Source organism: Dysgonomonas sp. PH5-45, from assembly GCF_029893235.1.
Lineage (GTDB): Bacteria > Bacteroidota > Bacteroidia > Bacteroidales > Dysgonomonadaceae > UBA1309.
The window spans coordinates 1-20720 of the sequence record NZ_JARXWE010000026.1; the positions used below are offsets into that span (position 1 = coordinate 1).

The 20720-nt window shown below is 41.4% G+C and carries 15 protein-coding genes and 1 pseudogene; 3 read left to right on the plus strand and 13 right to left on the minus strand.

Features of this window, described 5'->3' with window-relative positions:
- Positions 1-79: 79 nt before the first annotated feature.
- A pseudogene (locus tag M2132_RS09445) lies at positions 80-1609 on the minus strand (Clp protease N-terminal domain-containing protein); the annotation flags it as partial.
- A 393-nt stretch (positions 1610-2002) separates the two neighbouring features.
- On the opposite strand from M2132_RS09445, the gene M2132_RS09450 reads away from it, so the two are divergent.
- The 3 genes from M2132_RS09450 to M2132_RS09460 all read left to right on the plus strand — a co-directional run bounded on the left by M2132_RS09450 (position 2003) and on the right by M2132_RS09460 (position 4486).
- Positions 2003-2479, plus strand: coding sequence for a hypothetical protein (locus M2132_RS09450; RefSeq protein WP_280673118.1), 477 nt, complete (start codon positions 2003-2005; stop codon positions 2477-2479).
- Between the two features lie 187 nt (positions 2480-2666).
- The gene (locus M2132_RS09455) at positions 2667-3773 is read left to right on the plus strand and encodes a hypothetical protein (protein ID WP_280673119.1); all 1107 of its coding nucleotides are present in this window, start codon (positions 2667-2669) and stop codon (positions 3771-3773) included.
- A 170-nt stretch (positions 3774-3943) separates the two neighbouring features.
- Entirely contained in the window at positions 3944-4486 is a 543-nt protein-coding gene (locus tag M2132_RS09460) for a hypothetical protein (protein WP_280673120.1), read from the plus strand.
- A gap of 506 nt (positions 4487-4992) precedes the next feature.
- Here the strand turns inward: M2132_RS09460 and M2132_RS09465 are convergent.
- From M2132_RS09465 to M2132_RS09515, 12 genes are all read right to left on the minus strand, one after another.
- Entirely contained in the window at positions 4993-6258 is a 1266-nt protein-coding gene (locus tag M2132_RS09465) for a peroxiredoxin (protein ID WP_280673121.1), read from the minus strand.
- A gap of 237 nt (positions 6259-6495) precedes the next feature.
- Positions 6496-8199, minus strand: coding sequence for a hypothetical protein (locus tag M2132_RS09470; protein ID WP_280673122.1), 1704 nt, complete (start codon positions 8197-8199; stop codon positions 6496-6498).
- Positions 8200-8241: 42 nt separating this feature from the next.
- Positions 8242-9873, minus strand: coding sequence for a hypothetical protein (locus M2132_RS09475; RefSeq protein WP_280673123.1), 1632 nt, complete (start codon positions 9871-9873; stop codon positions 8242-8244).
- Between the two features lie 29 nt (positions 9874-9902).
- On the minus strand, positions 9903-11504 hold the full coding sequence (locus M2132_RS09480; protein WP_280673124.1) for a hypothetical protein: 1602 nt from the start codon (positions 11502-11504) through the stop codon (positions 9903-9905).
- Between the two features lie 901 nt (positions 11505-12405).
- Positions 12406-12777 (minus strand): transposase, encoded by a 372-nt coding sequence (locus M2132_RS12130; RefSeq protein ID WP_407932420.1) that lies wholly within the window; start codon positions 12775-12777, stop codon positions 12406-12408.
- A 285-nt stretch (positions 12778-13062) separates the two neighbouring features.
- Positions 13063-14325: a peptidase U32 family protein gene (locus M2132_RS09485; protein WP_280673125.1), complete on the minus strand. Its 1263-nt coding sequence runs from the start codon at positions 14323-14325 to the stop codon at positions 13063-13065.
- A gap of 106 nt (positions 14326-14431) precedes the next feature.
- The gene (locus M2132_RS09490) at positions 14432-14764 is read right to left on the minus strand and encodes a zinc ribbon domain-containing protein YjdM (RefSeq protein WP_280673126.1); all 333 of its coding nucleotides are present in this window, start codon (positions 14762-14764) and stop codon (positions 14432-14434) included.
- A gap of 70 nt (positions 14765-14834) precedes the next feature.
- Complete coding sequence (locus tag M2132_RS09495) at positions 14835-17762, minus strand: ankyrin repeat domain-containing protein (protein WP_280673127.1); 2928 nt, start codon at positions 17760-17762, stop codon at positions 14835-14837.
- Between the two features lie 265 nt (positions 17763-18027).
- Positions 18028-18909, minus strand: coding sequence for an ACP S-malonyltransferase (gene fabD, locus M2132_RS09500; protein ID WP_280673128.1), 882 nt, complete (start codon positions 18907-18909; stop codon positions 18028-18030).
- Positions 18910-18992: 83 nt separating this feature from the next.
- Complete coding sequence (locus tag M2132_RS09505; protein ID WP_280673129.1) at positions 18993-19478, minus strand: pyridoxamine 5'-phosphate oxidase family protein; 486 nt, start codon at positions 19476-19478, stop codon at positions 18993-18995.
- A 67-nt stretch (positions 19479-19545) separates the two neighbouring features.
- Positions 19546-19737, minus strand: coding sequence for an Arc family DNA-binding protein (locus M2132_RS09510; RefSeq protein ID WP_280673130.1), 192 nt, complete (start codon positions 19735-19737; stop codon positions 19546-19548).
- Positions 19738-19744: 7 nt separating this feature from the next.
- Entirely contained in the window at positions 19745-20707 is a 963-nt protein-coding gene (locus M2132_RS09515) for an SPFH domain-containing protein (protein WP_280673131.1), read from the minus strand.
- Between the last annotated feature and the right edge of the window lie 13 nt (positions 20708-20720).

Sequence of the window (20720 nt, forward strand, 5' to 3'; positions counted from 1 at the left end):
GATTGAGCAAATGTTCAACGCGCTTATTTCATTGATAATAAATAATTTAACTAAACAAATCAGCGAATTGTTTCAACTACTGATTCGCATTATTTTCCAATTCCTTTATTTTTCCATAACGTAACTCTGCCACTTTACCGTAATCGCCTTCGCGCTCAGCCTTGTCGGCTTGAAATTTGGCGTCTTCTATTTCTATTTTATATTGCTGTATTTGGTTAATGACATCTTTTTCCGATTGCCATTTGGCTTTCAAGTCTTTTTCTTCTTCTTTCAGTTCACTGATTTGTTTATTCAATGAGGCCTCCTTTTCTTTATCGTTATCCCGCTTGATGGCCTCGCGTTCTATTTCGAGTTGTTTTATACGCCGGCTTTTTTCGTCCAGCTCCTCAGGAACGGAATCCACCTCCATGCGCAGTTTAGCCGCGGCTTCGTCCATCAGGTCGATAGCTTTATCGGGCAAAAAACGGTCAGTTATATACCGGCTCGAAAGCTGAACAGCGGCAACAATAGCTTCGTCTTTGATATGTACCTTGTGGTGATTTTCGTATTTTTCTTTTAATCCTCGAAGGATGGAAATAGCATCCATCTCGCAGGGTTCATCTACCATAACAATCTGAAAACGACGTTCCAAGGCTTTGTCTTTCTCAAAATATTTTTGATATTCGTTGAGGGTTGTTGCTCCGATGGCTCTCAGCTCTCCACGGGCAAGGGCGGGTTTTAGGATATTTGCGGCATCCATAGCGCCTTCGCTTTTTCCGGCTCCTACAAGGGTATGAATTTCGTCAATGAAAAGAATTATATCTCCCTCCGATTTTATAACTTCGTTCACAACCGACTTCAGACGCTCTTCAAATTCGCCTTTATATTTAGCTCCGGCAATGAGAGCCCCCATATCGAGCGAATAAATTTGCTTACTTTTCAGATTTTCGGGCACATCACCCCTGACTATACGGTATGCCAACCCCTCGGCAATAGCAGTTTTTCCTGTTCCCGGTTCGCCGATAAGTATAGGGTTATTTTTAGTACGGCGGCTTAGTATCTGGAGCACACGCCTTATTTCTTCGTCACGCCCTATAACAGGGTCGAGCTTACCATCTCTGGCTCTTTGGGTAAGGTTGATTGCATATTTTTCGAGCGACTGGTAAGTGTCTTCCGCCGACTGGCTGTTCACTTTGCTACCTTTCCGTAATTCGGCAATAGCCGCTTCAAGTTCTTTTTGCGATACTCCGGCATCTTTCATTATCTGAGCAGCTGCGCTTTTGGCCGAAAGGATACCTAACAGCAGGTGTTCTATAGAAACATATTGGTCGCCCATATCTTTCGACAGATTAATGGCTTTTTCCAAAGCGTTATTACTCTCCCTACTTAAATATGGTTCTCCACCCGAAACTTTTGGATAAGACTCTATATCCTTACCTAATAATGAAGTAACATGCGCAGGATTAACTCCCAGTTTTTGGAAGAGAAAATTTACAATATTTTCGCCTGTCAAAATTACTCCCATCAGTAAGTGGGAAGGTTCAACAGACTGCTGATTGTTTTCTTTTACAACTTCAATAGCCTTTTGTACAGCTTCTTGCGATTTGATCGTAAAATTATTGAAATTCATATATATTTATTGTTTTTATTTATTTGATTAGACTTTATATTGACACAGTGTATATTTCAAATTCTTTGCCAATAAATTATTTAGTGTCAATCTGACAGAAACAGCAGATATTTAGGAGAGAGGGTGCAAAATAGGGTAATAAGAACTTAATCAACTGATTATAACAACGGTTCTTTTTGCATTTTGGGAATAAACGCATAAAGAAATGGGATATAGTGCCTGTTTGACAGATAAATAGTATTTTTGGGGGCAGGTAAATAGTGTGTCATCAAAAGTATACACTATTTCCTTACGATAGTATGATAGGCGTAACGGAGTTACATAGATAAGTGAGTTGTGCGTCAGCTGGCGAAGTGCGTTTTTGATAAGAATATTTACGAATGAAAAGATATTATGAATGAATATTCAGTAGAATTAAGGGATAATATTGAAAAAATATGTGACCATTATGCAAAAAATGAAACCTTTGATTTTTTGCAAAGAATAATCTATTTTATGATGGAATGTCTAACTTACCACATTCCTGAAAAGTATTTTTTGATTTCTAAGAAATATATAGCAGTATTTATCAAAGACGCATTGAAAATATGGAAAGAAGGCGGTCAGGAAAAAGAATTATCCAAAATAAGGACAATTTATATTAACAGAATGACCGAGACAAAACCATTGGGAAAAATACAGAAAAATAAAAAGGAAAATGCTGTAATGAATTGTATGCAATGGGTATTATATAACGGATTGAATGATTCTCAAAATCAATTTGCTTATGATTTTCTTGAATTATTTATCAATGAATTAAAAATTGTTGAAGTTAAAGAAGAGCACATAAAAAACTCTTTATGTAAATATTTTGAAGAAATAATAAATTGAGAACTAATAATAAGCGATATAAATCCGCCGAACAGCCAACAAGTGGTTTGGCGTCAGGCGGGGTTTAGATGGGACTTGACGTTTCGGTTGGACTTCGTCCCGCCCGAACGCCAAGCCACCGACCGTTGTGCGCAAGCCGGCGACAGCTTATGTGAAAATAGAAACAATGTAAATTTATAAAAACGAAATGGCAACAGACGGAGTAAAAATTATAGATGGCGACATGGCATTTGACATTTACAGTACTTTCTTTGAAAAGTATAACAATGGCGTAACTGTAGAAGAATTGAAACATATCTATGAAACAGACAGAAAGGTGTGGATGTCTTTTCCTATTGATTACGAAATCTTTGTTACGACATATGCGCTTGCATTTTGGGAAATCGGAGAACTGACTGACGAAATATTAACCGAAGTGAAGAGCGTTATTGACCGCAAGGCAGGTGTAACGGATTGGGCGGAACAATGTGGCACAGTAGCAGGAAAAGCGCGTCAGAAAGAATTAGAAAAATTCCTGATAAAAATAAGCCAACCCAAAACGAGACCAAAAAAACGCACCCTTCCTGCAAAACCCAAAATCGGAGAGGTTGAGCAACAAATTATCGAAGAAGCCGAAAAATATAGAGTTCTTGGCGAATTTGACAAGGCTAAAACCTTATACAAAAAACTGTTGACAGAGAAACCAGATTTACATGATGTACGTTTAAAGTATATCAAGTTGCTTTGCTATATACCGCAAACTCAAATAACGGCGAATAAAAGTCGCCTTGAAGAAATATATAATACAACTATTATGAGCGATTGTTTTATCGCTATTGCTTATTCCACTTCACTAAATGCACCCCACTTTGAAATTATCAAAACACATACCGGTTGGGCTGAAATAGAAGAACAATGCCAATACATGATTGCACACAGGGATGTAGATAAAATGGAAGCCTCGACAAGGAGAAAAAATAAAATACTTGATTGTTGGTATCTCAATGTTCATTTAAGGTTGTTCAGCGCATTGATGGCACAGGGAAAATATGCTGAAGCCATAAAAGTAAAGGAAGATTTCGTACAATTCGACTATTCGCGCCACAAAGAATTTTCAATGATAAGTAGTGACTTTGAAGATATTTACCAATGCTATCTGTTATTATATAACGATGAAGAAACGCAGAAATTCCGTAAAAAATGCGAAACAGAATGGACTCGTGATAAAATTGATCTTGGCGGTTGGTATTGGGATAGGGAGTTTATTTATTGGGAAGAAAATCTTACAAAAAACGGAATATATTTGAGGCTATAATACCAGCACCCAACACGCGGTTTGGCCTAATGCGGGGTGTATTCCCGCAGAAAATCCTGTCGGATTTTCAAGCGTTCACACCCGCGCAAACATTTGTGAAACCCCGCACTACAGCAAGCCGCCGGACGTTGGGTGCAATAAGCGAAGTGCGAAAATTTAACAGAAAATAAATGAAAAATTTAAAAGGAATATTAGTTGTATTAATAGGAGTTCCTCTTCTTATATGGGGGTTGAATATTCTGATTTTTCCGAAAAATGATGGAGAAAAATATGTAGATGAATATATTAATAATTCGGTTGTAATTAATGTAGAAGATTCTGATATAGATTTTGAATTTAAAATAAAGACAGTATATACAGGAATACAAACGGCGTTTTTAAGAGGGAAAATATCAGGAAGAAAAGTCAAGACAATGTCATTTTATGACAAAAACTATAAAAAGTATTTTATGTTATTCGATATTCTTTACAAACCAACCTCAGGAACAATAATAAAAGCCAATGTGAACAAATACGACTTAGATAGCCCTGATTATGGAACAAAAGAAAATCCGATACCTATTTTCATGTTGGATATACCAAAATACGCAGATAATCCAAGTTACATGAAAGCCAAAATAACAGATGAACAATATTGTAATACAGTAAAGTTCTATCTTTCGTATATGATGTCTAAAAGAGAATTTAAAAAACGATTTGAAAAAAATAATTAAAGCTTCTTGTAGGAGAAATTTATGAATAACAATAGAGTAATAAACTTGTTCAGACAAAAAATTGCAAGAATATAATACTGCACCCAACACGCGGTTTGGCCTAATGCGGGTGTACACCCGCAGAAACTTTCGTCTAAACTTGAAAGTTTCCCACCCGCAGGTAGTGTCTTTGCCTCCGTATACCTCCAGTCCTTTGTGTTCGTCTTTGTCGAAGCTGTTGGCAGTAGCCAGAGGGTTTAAGGATTCAGCCAGGTCTCCGGCCAGCGATTGCAGATCTACCTGCGGCAAGCCGAATCCTTTGGCTGAATTAACTAATGGGTAGTTCGAATATTTTGTTCCGTCTTCGAGCTGGAGCAATGTCCCATCATGAGGGTTCAGGTTCAGCCCTATAGTTACCTGAGCCGACAATGACCGGCTTGTACAGAATAGGGCTACCAACATGGTCAGGATGAGAAAAGTGGGGACTATTTTTTATTCATCGCATGCTAAGGTTTAAATGCTTTCCCTCAATCTTTCAACAACTCTTTCAACTGTGCGTATCGCCCTCTGACAATACCATCCTTATCCGTTAGAATGAATGTAGGTGTACCAACAATACCATAGTTGCGGAAGTTATCGCCTTCAAAACCCTTGAAATCGCACAACTTATCGGCCCAAGGTAGTTTTGCGGATGTCTCAGCGTGAACCTCCTCGCCCGTATCGGCAGCAATAGAGATCACCCGGATATTGTTATCGGTCAATAGTTTATATTTGCTCTTCAACTGTTCCAACTCATAATGGCAGTTACCGCAACCTGTCTCGTAAAACATTATTAGACTGAGGTGTGGTACAAACGAACTGTCGCCCACAACAATTTCCGGAGCAGGGTGCCCATTCAGCGGCAGGGTCAGATATTCGGTGCCCAATTCGGCCAACAAGTAATCTTTGCCATACTTGCTGAACATACGGATAAACGACTGTGTAAGTTCGCGACGCAGAGGAATATCGCTTATCTTGTCGAGCATATGTTTGCTATCGTTCAACAGGAGGCTGTCGTTACCCATCGCCGATTCGTACCAGAACTGTATCGTTGGTTCCCAGAAACCACTGGTATATAGATCGTGAAAATCCAGTTTCCGTGAAATAAAACGATGCTGTTCCACAATAATACTATCGGGATGGATATCCAAAGAACTACCCAGGCTTGTCAGGCAACCAAGGATCTCCACCATACGGGCGGCATACAGAGGACTCGCTGATATATCTTTCCTGAATTTTTTATATTCATCATTTATACTTTCCAACTGTTGAAGAGGACTGGCAAAAGGGGATATTGTTGTTCCAGAATTCATTACCTCATTGTAATTCCCGAGTATGCGCCCTTGACGGGCAAACGACTCCAACAAATAGGTATTCTCGGGAGAACCGGAGAAAATACCGCTGTCGGGCGAATCACCTTCCTTGACACAAATCTCCTTTTCTCCGTTGATTATCATATTGATAGAGGTATGGGTGGTTGGCACCGATAGGTTACCCACACCACGGTACGAAGCATAACCGGCAGGCAGTGTAAACGATGCCTTGCCTACCGAATCGAGCCTGCCCACAGCCACCGTATCGCGGGCGGTGCCCTGTTTCAGGGTGAAGACATATTGCAGGTAGTTGCACGAAGGCAGGTGCATCTCGATGGTTTGGGCGGAAACATCGACTCCTGTTCTCCCACAGAGGAGAAGGAACAATCCTACCCGGAGAGGAAAACAAAAAAATATGTGCTTTATTTTACTTATTATCATATGTTTAATCAAATTATTCTAAGTATAATGTTGGTAGGCTTCACTTGAGAAATCATCCAATCTTCGAATGCGAAGGGCGAAAAAGGTAACAAACTAAACAAATGTGACGTTTTCTTTGATGTTTTCTTTTTGAAAGTTACTTTTTCTTTATCCCAAAGACAGCCTGATAATTACAAGGGGGCAGTTACCCATTCGTAACTGCCCATATATAGATAATTTTAATATCCAATTATTAAACTAATTGGCACTGTCATCCTTTATACAACGCAATGCCAATCCTCGCGAACGTTCAAAATCAGCAGCAGCATTTATCGACCCGTTAAAGAAGGCAAGATAATATGCCCTCCCGGTACTATAGACGGTGGAACTCCAATAATAGCCATTTTGATCTTGACGATGAAGACCACCCCCATGATTACGGCCACCGGAGGCAGGCAAAACGAGTGTAGGCGTTTCCCAATCAGGCTTAATTTCGTAGCCTCCACTTCCTTCAACCTTATCATTTGAAATTGTTCCTCCATACCAAATCCATTTATTTGCTGTGGCTTGAGAAGGCCCTCCTGATGGACTACTTCCCCTGTAGATGCTACACCACTCATCCCGTGTAGGAGTACGCCATCCTGTACCTGCATCACTGCAAGCCTCCGCACCCCAGATATCCAGGAAGTTACCATCTTCCTTATAATGCGCACAAGGGTCGTTTGAGACAAAGCGCCCGGTACGCCAAAGCTGATCGGCATTTGCTTGTTGTATAGACAGCCAGTTTGTATTTGGTCCCCCGGTTATAAATTTCCCATAAGCGTCTGTTTCTTTTTTCACTTGCTGCCAGGGACGAGGCGCATCCGATTCAGATGCAGAACAAAGAATACCATCTGCAATTACTACACCTGAAGAGTAACCATGTGTAGCAGAATTGGGTTTTTCGTGCCCATCGGCTATACGTCCCCACTGAAAGTAGGAGCCATATAGTTTTTCTTCACCAGTCTTATAAGTATGCGAACCTCCAGTATTTGTAAAGGGGTAAATAAGGTCATAATCAGCATCACTATAATTCTTTTGACCTTCAATGGTGCTGTTGTTTTTCGCTCCCAAATTAAAGCACATAAAGGATAACCACTCTCCGTTAACAGTCTTTGCTCCACATCCTACAGCTACCTCGGCAATGTCAGAGGTGATTGTAACTGTTTTACCTTCCACTGTTTTAGTGGCCTCACAGTAGAATTTATAGATTCCTGTATTTTTAGCATTGCGGGTAGTACCTAATCCATGATCTTTTTTTATACCAGTGGGTGTAAACGTATGAGTTTGGGATTCTGAGCCCCCCACTGTATTTACGCCAGATTCGTCAATAGCTGTGCCAATCTTCACATGCAGATTGTTGCTAACTATCTGGTACCATTGATAAGTCCATGAGTCAGGATCTTTCAGGGAAAATTCCAGGGGATCAATATCTCCAACATTTACTATATTCTCGTAGAAAGTAAAGGCTTTAGGCTGCGTAATAATGTTTGCACTTGCCGACAGGTCTACTTTCGAGGTAGCCCATGTTATACCATTCCAGGTGTAAACACCGGGCGACAGACACTTTTTGTTCGGATCGGTAATTGATTCATTGCTACTATTATCGGTCAGATTATATACAGTAAGTCCAACAAGGCGTTGTTTCAACGAATTAGTATTGTTTATAAAATCAGTATTATTCGCCTCATAAAATGGTTCCAGAATCGTGATATCTTCGAGCCTGACACGAGGCAGCAGCAATCCGCCATGGCCGGCAGCTACAGTTGCATAGTTATCATTAACATCCGGCTCCTGTGCTTTCAGGTCGAGTAGTGCTGCTCGCATGGGTACTAAGTCGGATCCGATAGTTACCTGTCCGTGCAAAGCGCCTGCTATCGTTAGCAGCAGAAAGGGAAGTATTAGGGGTTTATATAATTTCATTATCTTTTATTTTAAGTTTTTAATTCCATTAATCTATGTCTGCTAGTTCTTTGTGCAACGCAAAGCTGCGCCATACGCACGGGCTTGCCCTTTAGCAGGATTAACATGTGCTTTATCAAAATATAATTGATATGCATTCATATTTATGACAGTTGTACTCCAGTAACTACCATTGGTCCCCTGATGGTAGAGTTTGCCATCGGCCGCCCGGTAACCATTAGCAGGTAAAAACAAAGTCGTCGTCTTCCCATCCGGCTTAATCTCGTACCCACTACTACCATTTGTACCATCAGTCCACACCCAAGTGTTGGCACTGGCTTCCTCTCTTGCTCCTGCCGAAGTTCCACCTCTGTAGATACTTGCCCATTCGTCTTGTGCAGGAGTGTGCCATGCTGTGCCAGAATCGCCACAATCGTCCCAAAATCCCAGATAAGCATCAGGTGTCAGATAGTGAGCGCAAGGGTCGTTCGATACAAAATTACCGGCACGCCAGAGCTGGTCGGCATCATTTTGTATTATAGGTGTCCAATTGTAAGGGGCAACATTATTTGTTATAAACATATTTTGTTTAGCAGGTGTTTTTATTTGCTGCCAGGGGCGAGGTATATCCCATCCCACACAGATGCTACTTCCATCGCCAATATCAGAGGCTATTACTGAGCTGGCAAGCTGTGTGGCTGAGTTGCGTAATTCATGACCATCTGCTATACGGCCCCACTGGAAAAGAGAGCCCCATACATTTTCTTCGCCCGATTTGTGAGAGTGTTCGCCTGTTGCGTCATTGGAAAATGATCCAATTCCATATCCTATCTGGTCCACTATTCCCTTTTTCTGAGCCCCGAGGTTAAAGCACATAAAGGATATCCATTCTCCATCGTTATTTTTAGCACCACAGCCTACAGCCACTTCGGCTATGTCGGAGGTAAGCACTGTACCCAGTGAACTTGTAGCCACACAATAGAACTTATAGAAGCCGGTAAAGTTGGAATTGTCCGTATCGCCTTTCAGTACGCCGGAGGTAATGGTAAATTCGTTTGATTTGTCACCTGTGCCGCTTACCGTACCGCTACTGCCGATAGGAGTGCCAACACGGACATACTTATTGCGGCCTACTATCTGGTACCACTGATAAGTCCAGTTTCCCAGTCCTTCTATTTCAAATTTGAATTTCAGTTTTGATCCTTCTGTTGCTTCATCTCCTGCTTCGCAGAATGTAAAAGGCGTAGGTTGCTCAATAATGGTAGCTACAGCTTCATTGGCATATGTAGTCACCCACTTTGCGCCATCCCAAACATAGACTCCCGGATATAACGAGGCATTTGCACCATTATTGGTCATATTGTACACCATCAGTCCTGCCAGCTTTTCTTTCAACTTATCGGTATTAGCCTTAAAGTCAGCATCATCAGCTGATATAAAAGGTTCGAGGGTGGTAATACTTATCAACTTTACACGCGGCAGCAACAGCCCTCCACCTTTTTTGTTGTCGGTAGTGATACCTGTAATATTCTCATCGTCGGTAGGCGACGGGAGCGTTTCACTTGTTTGCCGTACTTTCAGGTCGAGCAGCGCTGCCGGGGTAGTAGGAATATCGGCTCCAATGGTTACCTGTCCGCGCAGGTTGCTTGTTGCAATTAACAGTGCAGCCAGAATAAGAGGTTTGTATAGTTTCATATATTTTTTGTTTTCAGGAATTTATACTTTCATCGCTTGATACAACGGATGCCAAGTCCGTTCGATCGGTTAAAATTACCATTTGCCGGTTCAACAATATTATTGTTGATATGCATATTATAAGCATTACTACTTATAATATTATAACTCCAATAGTAAGCATCTGTACCTTTGTTTTCAAAAATCTTGCCGTCAGCTTTACTCCTATAGCCATTTGCTGGCAGAAAGAGTGTGGTGGTAGCTCCATCAGGTTTCACTTCCATACCTATATTTTCTGACCAAAACCAACTATTTGCTGTAGCAGCATCAGGAGTTCCGGAGATAGTACCTCCCCGGTAAATACTACCCCATTCTGCTTGGGAGGGTAGACGCCATCTGGTAGTTGCATTTTTGCAGCCATCCGCTTCTGTTTCTCCTATGGGATCATCGGAATCTGCATGTGGACCGTCAAACCAGAATTTCTGATAAGAACCATCTGTATTATAATGAGTGCAAGGGTCGTTTTGCACAAACGATCCACTTTTCCATAGGTTGTCGATATTTGCAGCTACAGGCGTCCAGTTTTCACCTCCGTAGATAAACATACCTTCTGCGTCAACTCCTTTGGCTACTTGATACCAAGGTCGTCCTTCTTCACCTGTCCTACAGCGGAAGCCAGAACCGATTTTGGCATCAGTCATATTCGCAAAATCGTACCCATCCGAACTACGCAGTTCATGGTCATCTGCGATGCGCCCCCACTGGAACAAACTTCCATATATTGCTTGATCGTCTTTACTGGTGTTCATCTGATCTTTTATACTTATGTCGTTTTCGGCTCCCAAGTTGAAGCACATAAAGGTTATCCATTCTCCATTGTTGTTTTTAGCTCCGCAGCCTACGGCAACTTCGGCAATGTTGGAGATCAGTTCTTTTCCATCCGATGTCCTTGTTGCCACACAGTAGAATCTATAGAAACCTGTGAAGTTGGCATTGAGAGTGGTTCCATTCAGAACTGTGGGTGTGAAGCTATTCTTTGTGGCTCCGGCAATAGCCGTACCAATGTTTACATGCGCATTATTACTTGTTGCCTGGTACCACTGATATTTCCACTCTCCTAACCCATCTATAGCAAAGGTTAGCGGTATGGCTGTCTCGGTGCCTTTTTCGTAGAAGGTAAATGGTTCAGGTTGTTTAACTATCGATGGACTTACCTCATTGATGGGCTTAACGCCCCATTTTTCTCCATCCCAGATATAAACTCCCGGCGTAAAACCATTTGTTTCATCATCTTTCACATTGTAGACCATTAAGCCAGTCAGGCGATATTTCAACAAATTAGACGAATCTAGCCAATCTGCATTAGTCTTTACAATAAAAGGTTCCATAGTGTTCAAGTCTATCAGGTTTACTCTTGGCAGTAGCAGTCCGCCGTCGCCCAGAGCGGAAGTAATGTTTTCGTCGGCGTTGGCCGAAGGAATGGTTGCTGTGGTCTGCCGGGCTTTCAGATCAAGTAGTGCTGTCCGTGTAGGAGGAATACTTGAGCCTACAGTCACCTGTGCCCTAAGCGACAGACTCAAAAGTAGAACTGTAAGGAGTAAAAAAGGCAGTAGCCTTCGTTTACATAGTTTTGTGCATCTGTTTGTTTTCATAAAATTAAATGTTACATGTCTGTTATATTTAGTTGCATTTTTTAATATTTGTTCGTTTTTCAGAAAAAAGAAGTACGGGGCTCTATGCCGGGCTTAATTAATAGAGAGACTACCTGCTATTTTCGCAAACGGCAGGACAATCGAATAAATTAAAAGGCAAAATAATAATGAGGCACAGAATGCCCCGTACTTAGTCTTGAATGACCACTTCTTCTTTTTCTTTTGGTTGAAGTAATGGCATAGAAAGGGCGGATAAACTTTTCTGAAAAAATTTATCCGGATATTTTTATTGATAAAATTATTTGGTATATGACGCGTACACGCACGCTGTTTACTACACAAAGAAAAAAAGATGTGCGTCTTTATTTTTTGTATAATAAAAGATGGTAAAGAATGTAGTTGTGTTAGTTGTGTATTATGTGAGGCTCTCTCTCTCTCTCTCTCTCTCTCTCTCTCTCTAATAAAATAACAACACTATCCAAATTTTGGATAGCAAAAATACGATTATAAATCGATATGTATTGGCCTTTCATTGTTTCAATTCGATGTATTCGGATGCAAAGATATAATTAAATATCAATAAAGAAACAACAATTTTAAAAAAAAGAATTGCTTGTATCGTAAACATCCCTTCAGATATTCGCTCCAATACAGGCTGTTTCTTGCATTGGAAAAGGGGTATAAACTGTTGCGAAATTATGGAGCGATGCCAAAAAAAAGGCCTACAAATGCTGGGTAATTTGTAGGCCTTGACATTACACAAAACCGTGAATTGCATCTCGCTGCTGGGTTCACTTATGCTTTCTGCATTTTTTCAATTTTTCATGTGTTCTACAATCCACGCTTGGTTGTCTCTACACAACGGATTTGTAATCCACTATAGTTAAATCAGAATAAATAGTCATAGATGAGAACACATAAAAAGTTCCTGAACAGAGTAGCCAAACTTACGTCTGATACTTTTAGCTTGTGTCCATTTTCTTTCTATTGGATTTAAGTCGGGGCTATAAGTCGGTAGGAATTCTAAGGTATGGCCATGTTGTTGTACGGCCAATAAAGCGTCGTTTCTTTTATGAAAAGTAGCATTATCAAGTACAATAACAGAATTATGAGGAACATTGGGAAGTAGCTCTCTGGTGATACATTGATAAAAGACATCGGCATCTATATTGCAATAGAATAAACAAACGCTAAATATATACCCTCTATCTCTGGGTGCGTCTACACAGAAGCCACTCCCATCCAAATAGACAATAGAGCGCTTGTCTATCAATTCGTATCGGATGAGCTTAAACTGAAATATAAGTCTGGATAATTCATCGGCTTTTCTTCTACATCTTTAAGTAAAGCTGCCATATCTATTTTGGTTGAAGGTTTGCTGCGTTTAGTTTTGGCCTCAATGCGTTGTTGCCATCGAAATAGCGTTCGGACCGATAACGATGCCAAAATAGTTGATGTTTCTTTGGCAGGAAACTATACACCAAGATACCAGTTATCAGATCGAAACTATTTCAAATTATCGAAGATACCCGCGTCAGCTAAAAAGAGGCTAATATCTTTATTCCACAAAACGTTTTTCGGTAACCTCTACCAACTTAAAGAGTTTGTCCGATGGGCGGATTTTATCGTTCAATTTTATTGAGAATTTCTCGCCTTTTACGGTTTCGGGTACAGATTTCAGGTCTACACGTATTTCGTCAACTATCTGTGTTAGGGCTCCTGTGGTTGGCCCTGTAATCAGAATTTCATCACCTACTTTCAACGATTGAGTTTCCATCAGGAACTCCCCTACCCCTATATTCGAGAAATACTTTATGCCTTTCCCGATATATACCTTACGTTTTGTGGCTTCCGACCCATAGTTCATAGACCACTCGCCCAACCGCTGACCGAGGTAATATCCATCCCAGAATCCCCGGTTGAATACCGTGGCCAAGCGGGTATTCCACCTGTCTACCTTTTCTTGCGAATAAGTACCAGTGCAGTATGCCTCTACGGCTTCTTTGTACGATTCGACCACCGTACGTACATATTCCGCCCCGCGGGCACGCCCTTCTATCTTAAAAACCCGTACGCCTGCATCCATCATTTTATTCATAAAGTGGATGGTTTTCAAATCTTTGGGCGACATGATATATTCATTATCAATTTCGAGTTCTATTTCGCTATCCTTATCCCTGACAATATATCCCCTGCGGCATATCTGGTTGCATGCCCCACGATTGGCCGAAAGGTGTTTTTCGTGCAAACTCAGATAACACTTGCCCGAAACTGCCATACACAAAGCACCATGACAGAACATTTCTATGCGGATAAGTTCGCCACCAGGGCCTTTTATTTGCTGTTCCTGTATATCGTTATAGATTGCCGCTACCTGATCCAGATTCAACTCGCGAGCCAACACAACCACATCGGCAAATTGAGCGTAAAATTTCAGAGCTTCGGTATTTGTGATGTTCAGTTGAGTTGACAGATGTACTTCTACCCCTATGCCGCGGGCATAAGTCATGACCGATACATCGGAGGCAATAATGGCCGATACTTCGGCTTCCTTGGCTGCGTCAACAATCTGGCGCATCAAAGCTATATCATTATTATAGATAATGGTATTGACCGTCAGATAGCTTTTCATTGAGTTTTCACGACAGATTTTCGCTATATTCTTCAAATCGTCTGTCGTAAAATTATTTGACGACTTGGCACGCATATTCAGCCCTTCTATACCGAAGTAAATTGAATCTGCTCCGCCCTGAATAGCTGCCGCAAGCGACTCGTACGAGCCCACAGGCGCCATTATCTCAAAGTCTTTTATATTCTTCATTAATATCCGATTGATGATTTCAGACTGCAAAGATACAACAAAAAAGAGCCGGAATATTCAAACTCCCGACTCTTATTGTCTATATAATGATAAACACGATTTATCTTTATTTTTTCAAGAAACAGGTTTTAAGCACGATGCTCGACCCATCTATCTTGCAGTCTACTTCTTCCGGCACATCCGTCAAGCGGATACTTTTTACTTTTGTGCCACGCTTAATAACCATTGACGAGCCTTTCACTTTCAGGTCTTTTATTACAGTTACCGAATCGCCATCCATGAGTTCTGCTCCATTACTATCGCGAGGAATATTATCTACTTCCGCATCCTGGTCTGCGCCATTAACCCACTCGTGACTGCAATCGGGACATACGTTAACTGTTCCGTCAAAATACGTGTTATCCATATCACATTGTGGACAATTTGGTGTTTCTGCCATTTCTTTTTCGTTTTTTATTTGTTTATAAATACAAAAGCAAAGATAAGGCAAATGCTTATTCACTACAAATTTATTCTTTTGCCCCAGCCTGCAAAAGCAAATCAATAATACTTTGCTTTCTTCTATCCTTAGCTATTACCAAAGCCGTTGTGCCATCGGCCGCTTTTTTGTTTACATTAGCGCCCATCTGCAACAATGCTTTCACACCGTCTTCCCTGCCATAGGCAACAAAGAACATAAGTGCCGTTACACCTTTTTGCTTCAGCATCGGTACATATTCCGATACAACGGCTGGCGTTTGCAAGTTGACACCGACTCCTTCTTTCACCAACTGGCGAAGCATTGGTATGGTTTTAGGATCATAGTAACGTTCTTTAATCAAATACCACCATTCAGACTGCCTGTCTCGTTTTGCACCATGTTTAAGAAGATATCCAGTAGTTTCTTTTTTATCTTCACAGATTGCAATTGTTAAGGCCGTAAACTGAGTCCGGCTTTTATAGTTGATATTTATTTTATTCTTTATCAGAAAATCGAGGTTTACAGGGGTTTTGTCGTTACTATACCGCTCTCTTTCTTCACTTTTTTTTATCAAAAGCATAGGCAAGGTATATCCATAATGGTTTTCCGCATTCAAGTCTATACCACCATCTATAAGCGCTTGGGCTATCTCAAATTTGTTATCACCATACATACGGTCGAAGGTGTACACCAGCGCATTCATGCTATCGCCCTGATACATCTTTGTATTTACGTCGGCTCCATAAGCGATCAACCGCTTCAGTTCCTCAACATCGTACCGGCTACGAGGGCGGTAATCTGTGAAGAACTTCCGGAAAGCCGTATTCAGCCTTTCTTTAGGCATATACTTCCACAGGCCGGCATCTTTAATGATTTGAAAAGATGGCTGGTCGTCCAGAAAGCTGAATAAATCTTTGTTGCCATTGTTTTTCACTTTAAAATCGGCTTCGGCTTTGAGCAGCATTTTCAGGACATCGTGGTTGCGGCTCATTGCAGCCAATATAAGCGGTGTATTACCGTTCCTATCCTTAACGTTCAGATCGGCTCCATGCCCGATAAGCAATGCGGCAATAGAGTCGTGATACTGAAGCGGTGGCGATGCCGGATCTCCATGCGCACCATGTTCACGGTCGCGGCGGTTCCCCATAGGGATAGGCCATATACCTACACGGCACCATTGGTTGCCTGCGGCATAATGCAGAGCCGTTTTGCCATTGGCATCAACAATATTGGGGTTGGCTCCGGCATTCAGCAATATTCTTGCAATATCCGCTGATACTTGCACCTTGCTGTTCTCATCCCTGTAATTACCATAGTTGCAAGAAGAATATCCCTGTATAGCATTTCTGATAAGTGGTGTTTGCTTATACACAGGCACATTGTTCGTTTGAGATTCTTTGGCTCTTTCCTTTTCTTCACTGCTTTCTTCATCATCTTCGTCTTCGTCCGAATCGGCGTATATTTCCCGTTCAAGCTCCCTTTCCTCTTCGGATGCGGTTTTCTGACTGTACGAATCTACATCGGCTCCCCTACGGAGCATATATTCCACAGTCCACTTGTCACCCAGATGTGCCGCTGTGGCCAAAGCCCCGTTCATATCGGTTTGCGATATAGGGGGAACAACTCCGGCATCGTCCAAAGCCCGTAATAGCAGGGGATTTTTCCACGCACCCTCAAGCATTATCTTGTTCCAGGTATCAGCTCCTTTTTCTATCAACAACTTTGCAACCGCACAGCTACGCGCCAGATGCAATAGATTGCTGCCTTCGGCATTCAGATATTTTACATTGGCTCCGGCAGCAAGCAGAAGCTCTACGCTCAAAGAATCGTTGTGTAACACGCTGCTTTCCAAAGCTTCGTTGTAGTACTCTTTGTTTACCCCCTCTTTTATCAAAAAATCTATTATTGCAGCCGAATTGTACATTCCATCGGCAAAGTAAACGATAAGGGGTTGACCTCTGAATGTATAATCTGTTGTTTTTTTAATAAGGTGGTTTGCTAAGGCAAAGTTACTGTTGTCGAGAGCCGTAGCCAAGGGTGTCCATCCCCTACCCGAAAGGAGTGTGGGCATAGGTATTGCATCTTGTTCTATCAGGTATTCAATCATGGGTTCGGTACAATTCCGCATTGCCCACTCAAACATATTGCTTTCGTTGATGTCCGACAGGCGAGCGCCTTTACTTACCAGATATTTCACAACCTCAAGCGAACGGGCATTTTTCTCGAAAACATATTTATCCTCAACCGCCCTATGGATAGGATATTCTTTCCACACCTGCGATTTCTTGTTTACATCCGCACCTTTTTCCTCCACAATATATTTTACAATATCCGGGTTTCCGCCTATCAGTCCGTAGAATAAAGCTTCTTGCCAGTTGTAAGCGGCAGGTTGTTTTTGGGCAAGCAACAGAAATATATCGTAATGGGCTTTGTATGCGGCCGACCGCAAGGGAGATGCCCCCGAATCTTTGTTTGTATAGTTTACATTTGCGCCTTTTTCTATCAAATATTTTACCACCTCAATATTTCCGCTTTCGGCAGCACAACACAGAGGGGAAAGCCCCCCATTGGCATTGTAAACGATATTCAAATCGGCGCCATATTCCACAAGCAATTTTACCATCGCCAAATCGCCCCTCCAAGCAGCACGGTGCAAGGCGGTTTCGTTGTTCGAACTGTGAGCCTTGAGGTCCGCTCCCTTGCCTACAAGGTATTTTACCAAATCCGTATTTCCGCTATAAGCCGCCGCATAAACTATTGGTGTGAAATGTTTATTATCGGTATCGTAACGCTTGAGGTCTATGTTTTGGTTTTCAAAAACGTACTTTACCGAATCGAGATTACCTTGTATAGACAGGCGATACAAATAATCGTAAAACTCTTTTTCTTGTTTTGTAGGGATATCTGTGTTGGTAGCTTTAATTTGGTTTGCCAAGCAAAATACGATTGCCAAGACAATGAAGTGTAGTTTGTTCATGTTTTTGTTTTATTATCAGCAAGTAAACATAGCATCAAATACGGAAAAATCCAAATTATTCGTTAAAAGTTGTATTGTAAATACAAAACAAAGAAAGTAGCTACTTCAAAAGTATTTTTCATTTTGTCATATTGAACATCAGTGAAACATCTCTTACATAAAATAGAGATTCTTCGTTATACTCAGAATGAGAGAATGGAAGCACTTTGACTGTGCCTTTTACTTTTGAGGTAGCTACCTTCAAGTATATCTCTATGATAATTAATTATTGCTTCCCGCTGGTAGCTACTTCTTTATTGATTTTTTTGACCAAACCCTGAAGCACAGCACCCGGACCTAACTCCACGAACTCGGTTGCTCCGTCGGCAACCATATGTTCAACCGATTGCGTCCACTTAACAGGAGCTGTTAGCTGAGCTATAAGATTTGCTTTTATTTTTGCCGGATCGGTTTCGGCAACAGTAGTCACATTCTGATAAACAGGACAGATAGGTGCAGAGAAAGTTGTTTCGTTAATAGCTTTTTCAAGCTTCTCTTTTGCAGGGTTCATCAACGGAGAATGGAACGCACCGCCAACGCTCAACTTCAGAGCACGCTTTGCTCCAGCTTCTTTCAGCAGTTCGCATGCCTTATCTATACCGGCATTAGAACCCGATATAACAATCTGCCCGGGGCAGTTGTAATTGGCAGGAACAACAACTTCGTCGGTTATCGAAGCACAAACTTCTTCCACCTTATCGTCGGCCAATCCCAAAACGGCAGCCATCGTAGATGGGTTCATTTCGCAAGCCTCTTGCATAGCCAAAGCACGTTTATATACAAGTTGTAAACCATCTTCGAACGAAAGCGCATTTGCAGCCACAAGAGCCGAAAATTCGCCCAGAGAATGACCTGCCACCATATCAGGATTAAACTCCCCACCCATGGTCTTAGCCAAAACTACCGAATGCAAAAATATGGCAGGTTGGGTAACTTTTGTTTGACGAAGATCTTCGTCCGTTCCGTTAAACATTAAATCTGTGATACGAAAGCCAAGAATATCGTTCGCTTTCTCGAACAATTCTTTAGCCACCTGAGATGTTTCGTACAGGTCTTTACCCATTCCTACGAATTGGGCACCTTGACCCGGAAATACAAATGCTTTCATATTTTTTGTTATGATAATTGATTAAGGCTGGCAAAATTAGTAATTTTTTCCTTTTCGTGAACGGTATAGTTTCAAATTAAACTTTATCCGTCTTTTTTCTGCTCTTTCCTTTTGGCGGTATATTCAGTGACATCTAAGCGCAAAACCGTTGTGCGGCGCATCGACCCTTCGGGATACTCAACAGGAGCACGATGTCCGTGGTGCATCATCAGCAAATTGAGTCCCTTTATCCGCTCGGCTTCATCCTCCACCGTTTTCAGATAACCCATACCTACGACGCTTGCATAGTTCATTGTACAATAAACAATATCTTCCCTGTGATACAGTTCGTGTTCTGTATCCAGTTGGAAACACACGTAATTGTTGCGCGCCATTTGCTCCAACTTTTTACCCTCGTGGGCACAATGAAAGTAAAGGACAGGGGTTTCGCCCTCCCATTCATATCCATAGTTCAGACAAACAATATAAGGAACATTATCTACGGAGAAAGCTATGCGGCAAGCATCAGCTTTTGAGAATATTTCAACGATTTCTTCTTTGGTGGTTACTTCTCTGTCTTTTCTTCTCATAAATTTTCGCAAAACTGTTTTTAGTCCTTACACAACGCGGAATTGCATAAGGACTAAAATTAAATAATTATTCTATGTTGGGAGTATCTTCTCCTTTTTTATTTTTACCTAAGCGTTTGTTCTTTTTGAGCATTTGGTCGAGCATCCATTGTATTTGCCCGTTAACACTTCTGAACTCGTCGGCCGCCCATTTTTCGATAGCATCCATCGTTTCGGGGTCTATCCGTAGAACAAAGCTCTTATTCTGTTTTTTAGCCATTTGCTTGTTATTGGTACAACGATCCGGTATTTAATACAGGTTGTGCAGCCTCATCGGCACAGAGAACAACCAACAAATTGCTTACCATGGCTGCTTTCTTATCTTCGTCCAATTCAACGATTCCATCCTCCGATATCTTTTTCAAAGCCAGTTCAACCATACCAACGGCACCTTCCACAATCTTTTCGCGAGCCGAAATTATTGCCGCGGCCTGTTGGCGGCGCAGCATCACAGCCGCTATTTCGGGGGCATAGGCAAGGTTATTTATACGGGCTTCAACAACTTCTATACCTGCCATCCGGAGGCGTTCGTTCAGTTCTTTTTCCAGATGCTGATTTATCCGATCGCCACCCGAACGGAGAGTATCCTCCTGATTATTGCGCACTTCATTGTCATCATAAGCATACTTCCCTGCTACTTCCCTCAAAGCGGCATCGCTCTGCGTGGCAACAAACATTTCCAGCGACTTCATCATTTTACTGATACCACTGTCTATCAGAGCCGCGGATGTAGTACCTCTCATATTGACAGATGTAAGTGACGATGAATCTATCTCAAATACAGACTTATAAGTATCGGCAACTTTCCATATCAGAACCATTCCTATCATAATAGGATTCCCGGCTTTGTCATTTACCTTGATGGGTGTAATATCCAAATTACGGGCACGGAGTGTTATTTTCTTTTTCACATAAAAAGGATTTACCCAAAAGAACCCGTTCGTACTAAATGTTCCTCTATATTTTCCGAAGAAAATCATCACCCGTGCATTATTAGGCTCATTTATAAAGAAACCCAAAAACATCAGTATTTCGATACAAACAATCACGATGGTACAAATCGGCGAATAAAGACCCAATAACATTTCTGCTGAAGTATATACAGCAAAAATAAAAAGTGCAATCATAATAACCGCAACAAGCAACCCAGACATTGCCAAGCCACTAAATTTTTGTTCTTTCTTTTCCATAGTCATAAATTTA

What these genes read in the sequence shown, in the direction of transcription:
- M2132_RS09490 (WP_280673126.1), bottom strand. Translation starts at nt 14,764, where the DNA reads ATGGCAGAAACACCAAATTGTCCACAATGTGATATGGATAACACGTAT.
- M2132_RS09455 (WP_280673119.1), top strand. Translation starts at nt 2,667, where the DNA reads ATGGCAACAGACGGAGTAAAAATTATAGATGGCGACATGGCATTTGAC.
- M2132_RS09505 (WP_280673129.1), bottom strand. Translation starts at nt 19,478, where the DNA reads ATGAGAAGAAAAGACAGAGAAGTAACCACCAAAGAAGAAATCGTTGAA.
- M2132_RS09450 (WP_280673118.1), top strand. Translation starts at nt 2,003, where the DNA reads ATGAATGAATATTCAGTAGAATTAAGGGATAATATTGAAAAAATATGT.
- M2132_RS09460 (WP_280673120.1), top strand. Translation starts at nt 3,944, where the DNA reads ATGAAAAATTTAAAAGGAATATTAGTTGTATTAATAGGAGTTCCTCTT.
- M2132_RS09510 (WP_280673130.1), bottom strand. Translation starts at nt 19,737, where the DNA reads ATGGCTAAAAAACAGAATAAGAGCTTTGTTCTACGGATAGACCCCGAA.
- M2132_RS09480 (WP_280673124.1), bottom strand. Translation starts at nt 11,504, where the DNA reads ATGAAAACAAACAGATGCACAAAACTATGTAAACGAAGGCTACTGCCT.
- M2132_RS09515 (WP_280673131.1), bottom strand. Translation starts at nt 20,707, where the DNA reads ATGGAAAAGAAAGAACAAAAATTTAGTGGCTTGGCAATGTCTGGGTTG.
- fabD (WP_280673128.1), bottom strand. Translation starts at nt 18,909, where the DNA reads ATGAAAGCATTTGTATTTCCGGGTCAAGGTGCCCAATTCGTAGGAATG.
- M2132_RS09485 (WP_280673125.1), bottom strand. Translation starts at nt 14,325, where the DNA reads ATGAAGAATATAAAAGACTTTGAGATAATGGCGCCTGTGGGCTCGTAC.
- M2132_RS09470 (WP_280673122.1), bottom strand. Translation starts at nt 8,199, where the DNA reads ATGAAATTATATAAACCCCTAATACTTCCCTTTCTGCTGCTAACGATA.
- M2132_RS09465 (WP_280673121.1), bottom strand. Translation starts at nt 6,258, where the DNA reads ATGATAATAAGTAAAATAAAGCACATATTTTTTTGTTTTCCTCTCCGG.
- M2132_RS09495 (WP_280673127.1), bottom strand. Translation starts at nt 17,762, where the DNA reads ATGAACAAACTACACTTCATTGTCTTGGCAATCGTATTTTGCTTGGCA.
- M2132_RS09475 (WP_280673123.1), bottom strand. Translation starts at nt 9,873, where the DNA reads ATGAAACTATACAAACCTCTTATTCTGGCTGCACTGTTAATTGCAACA.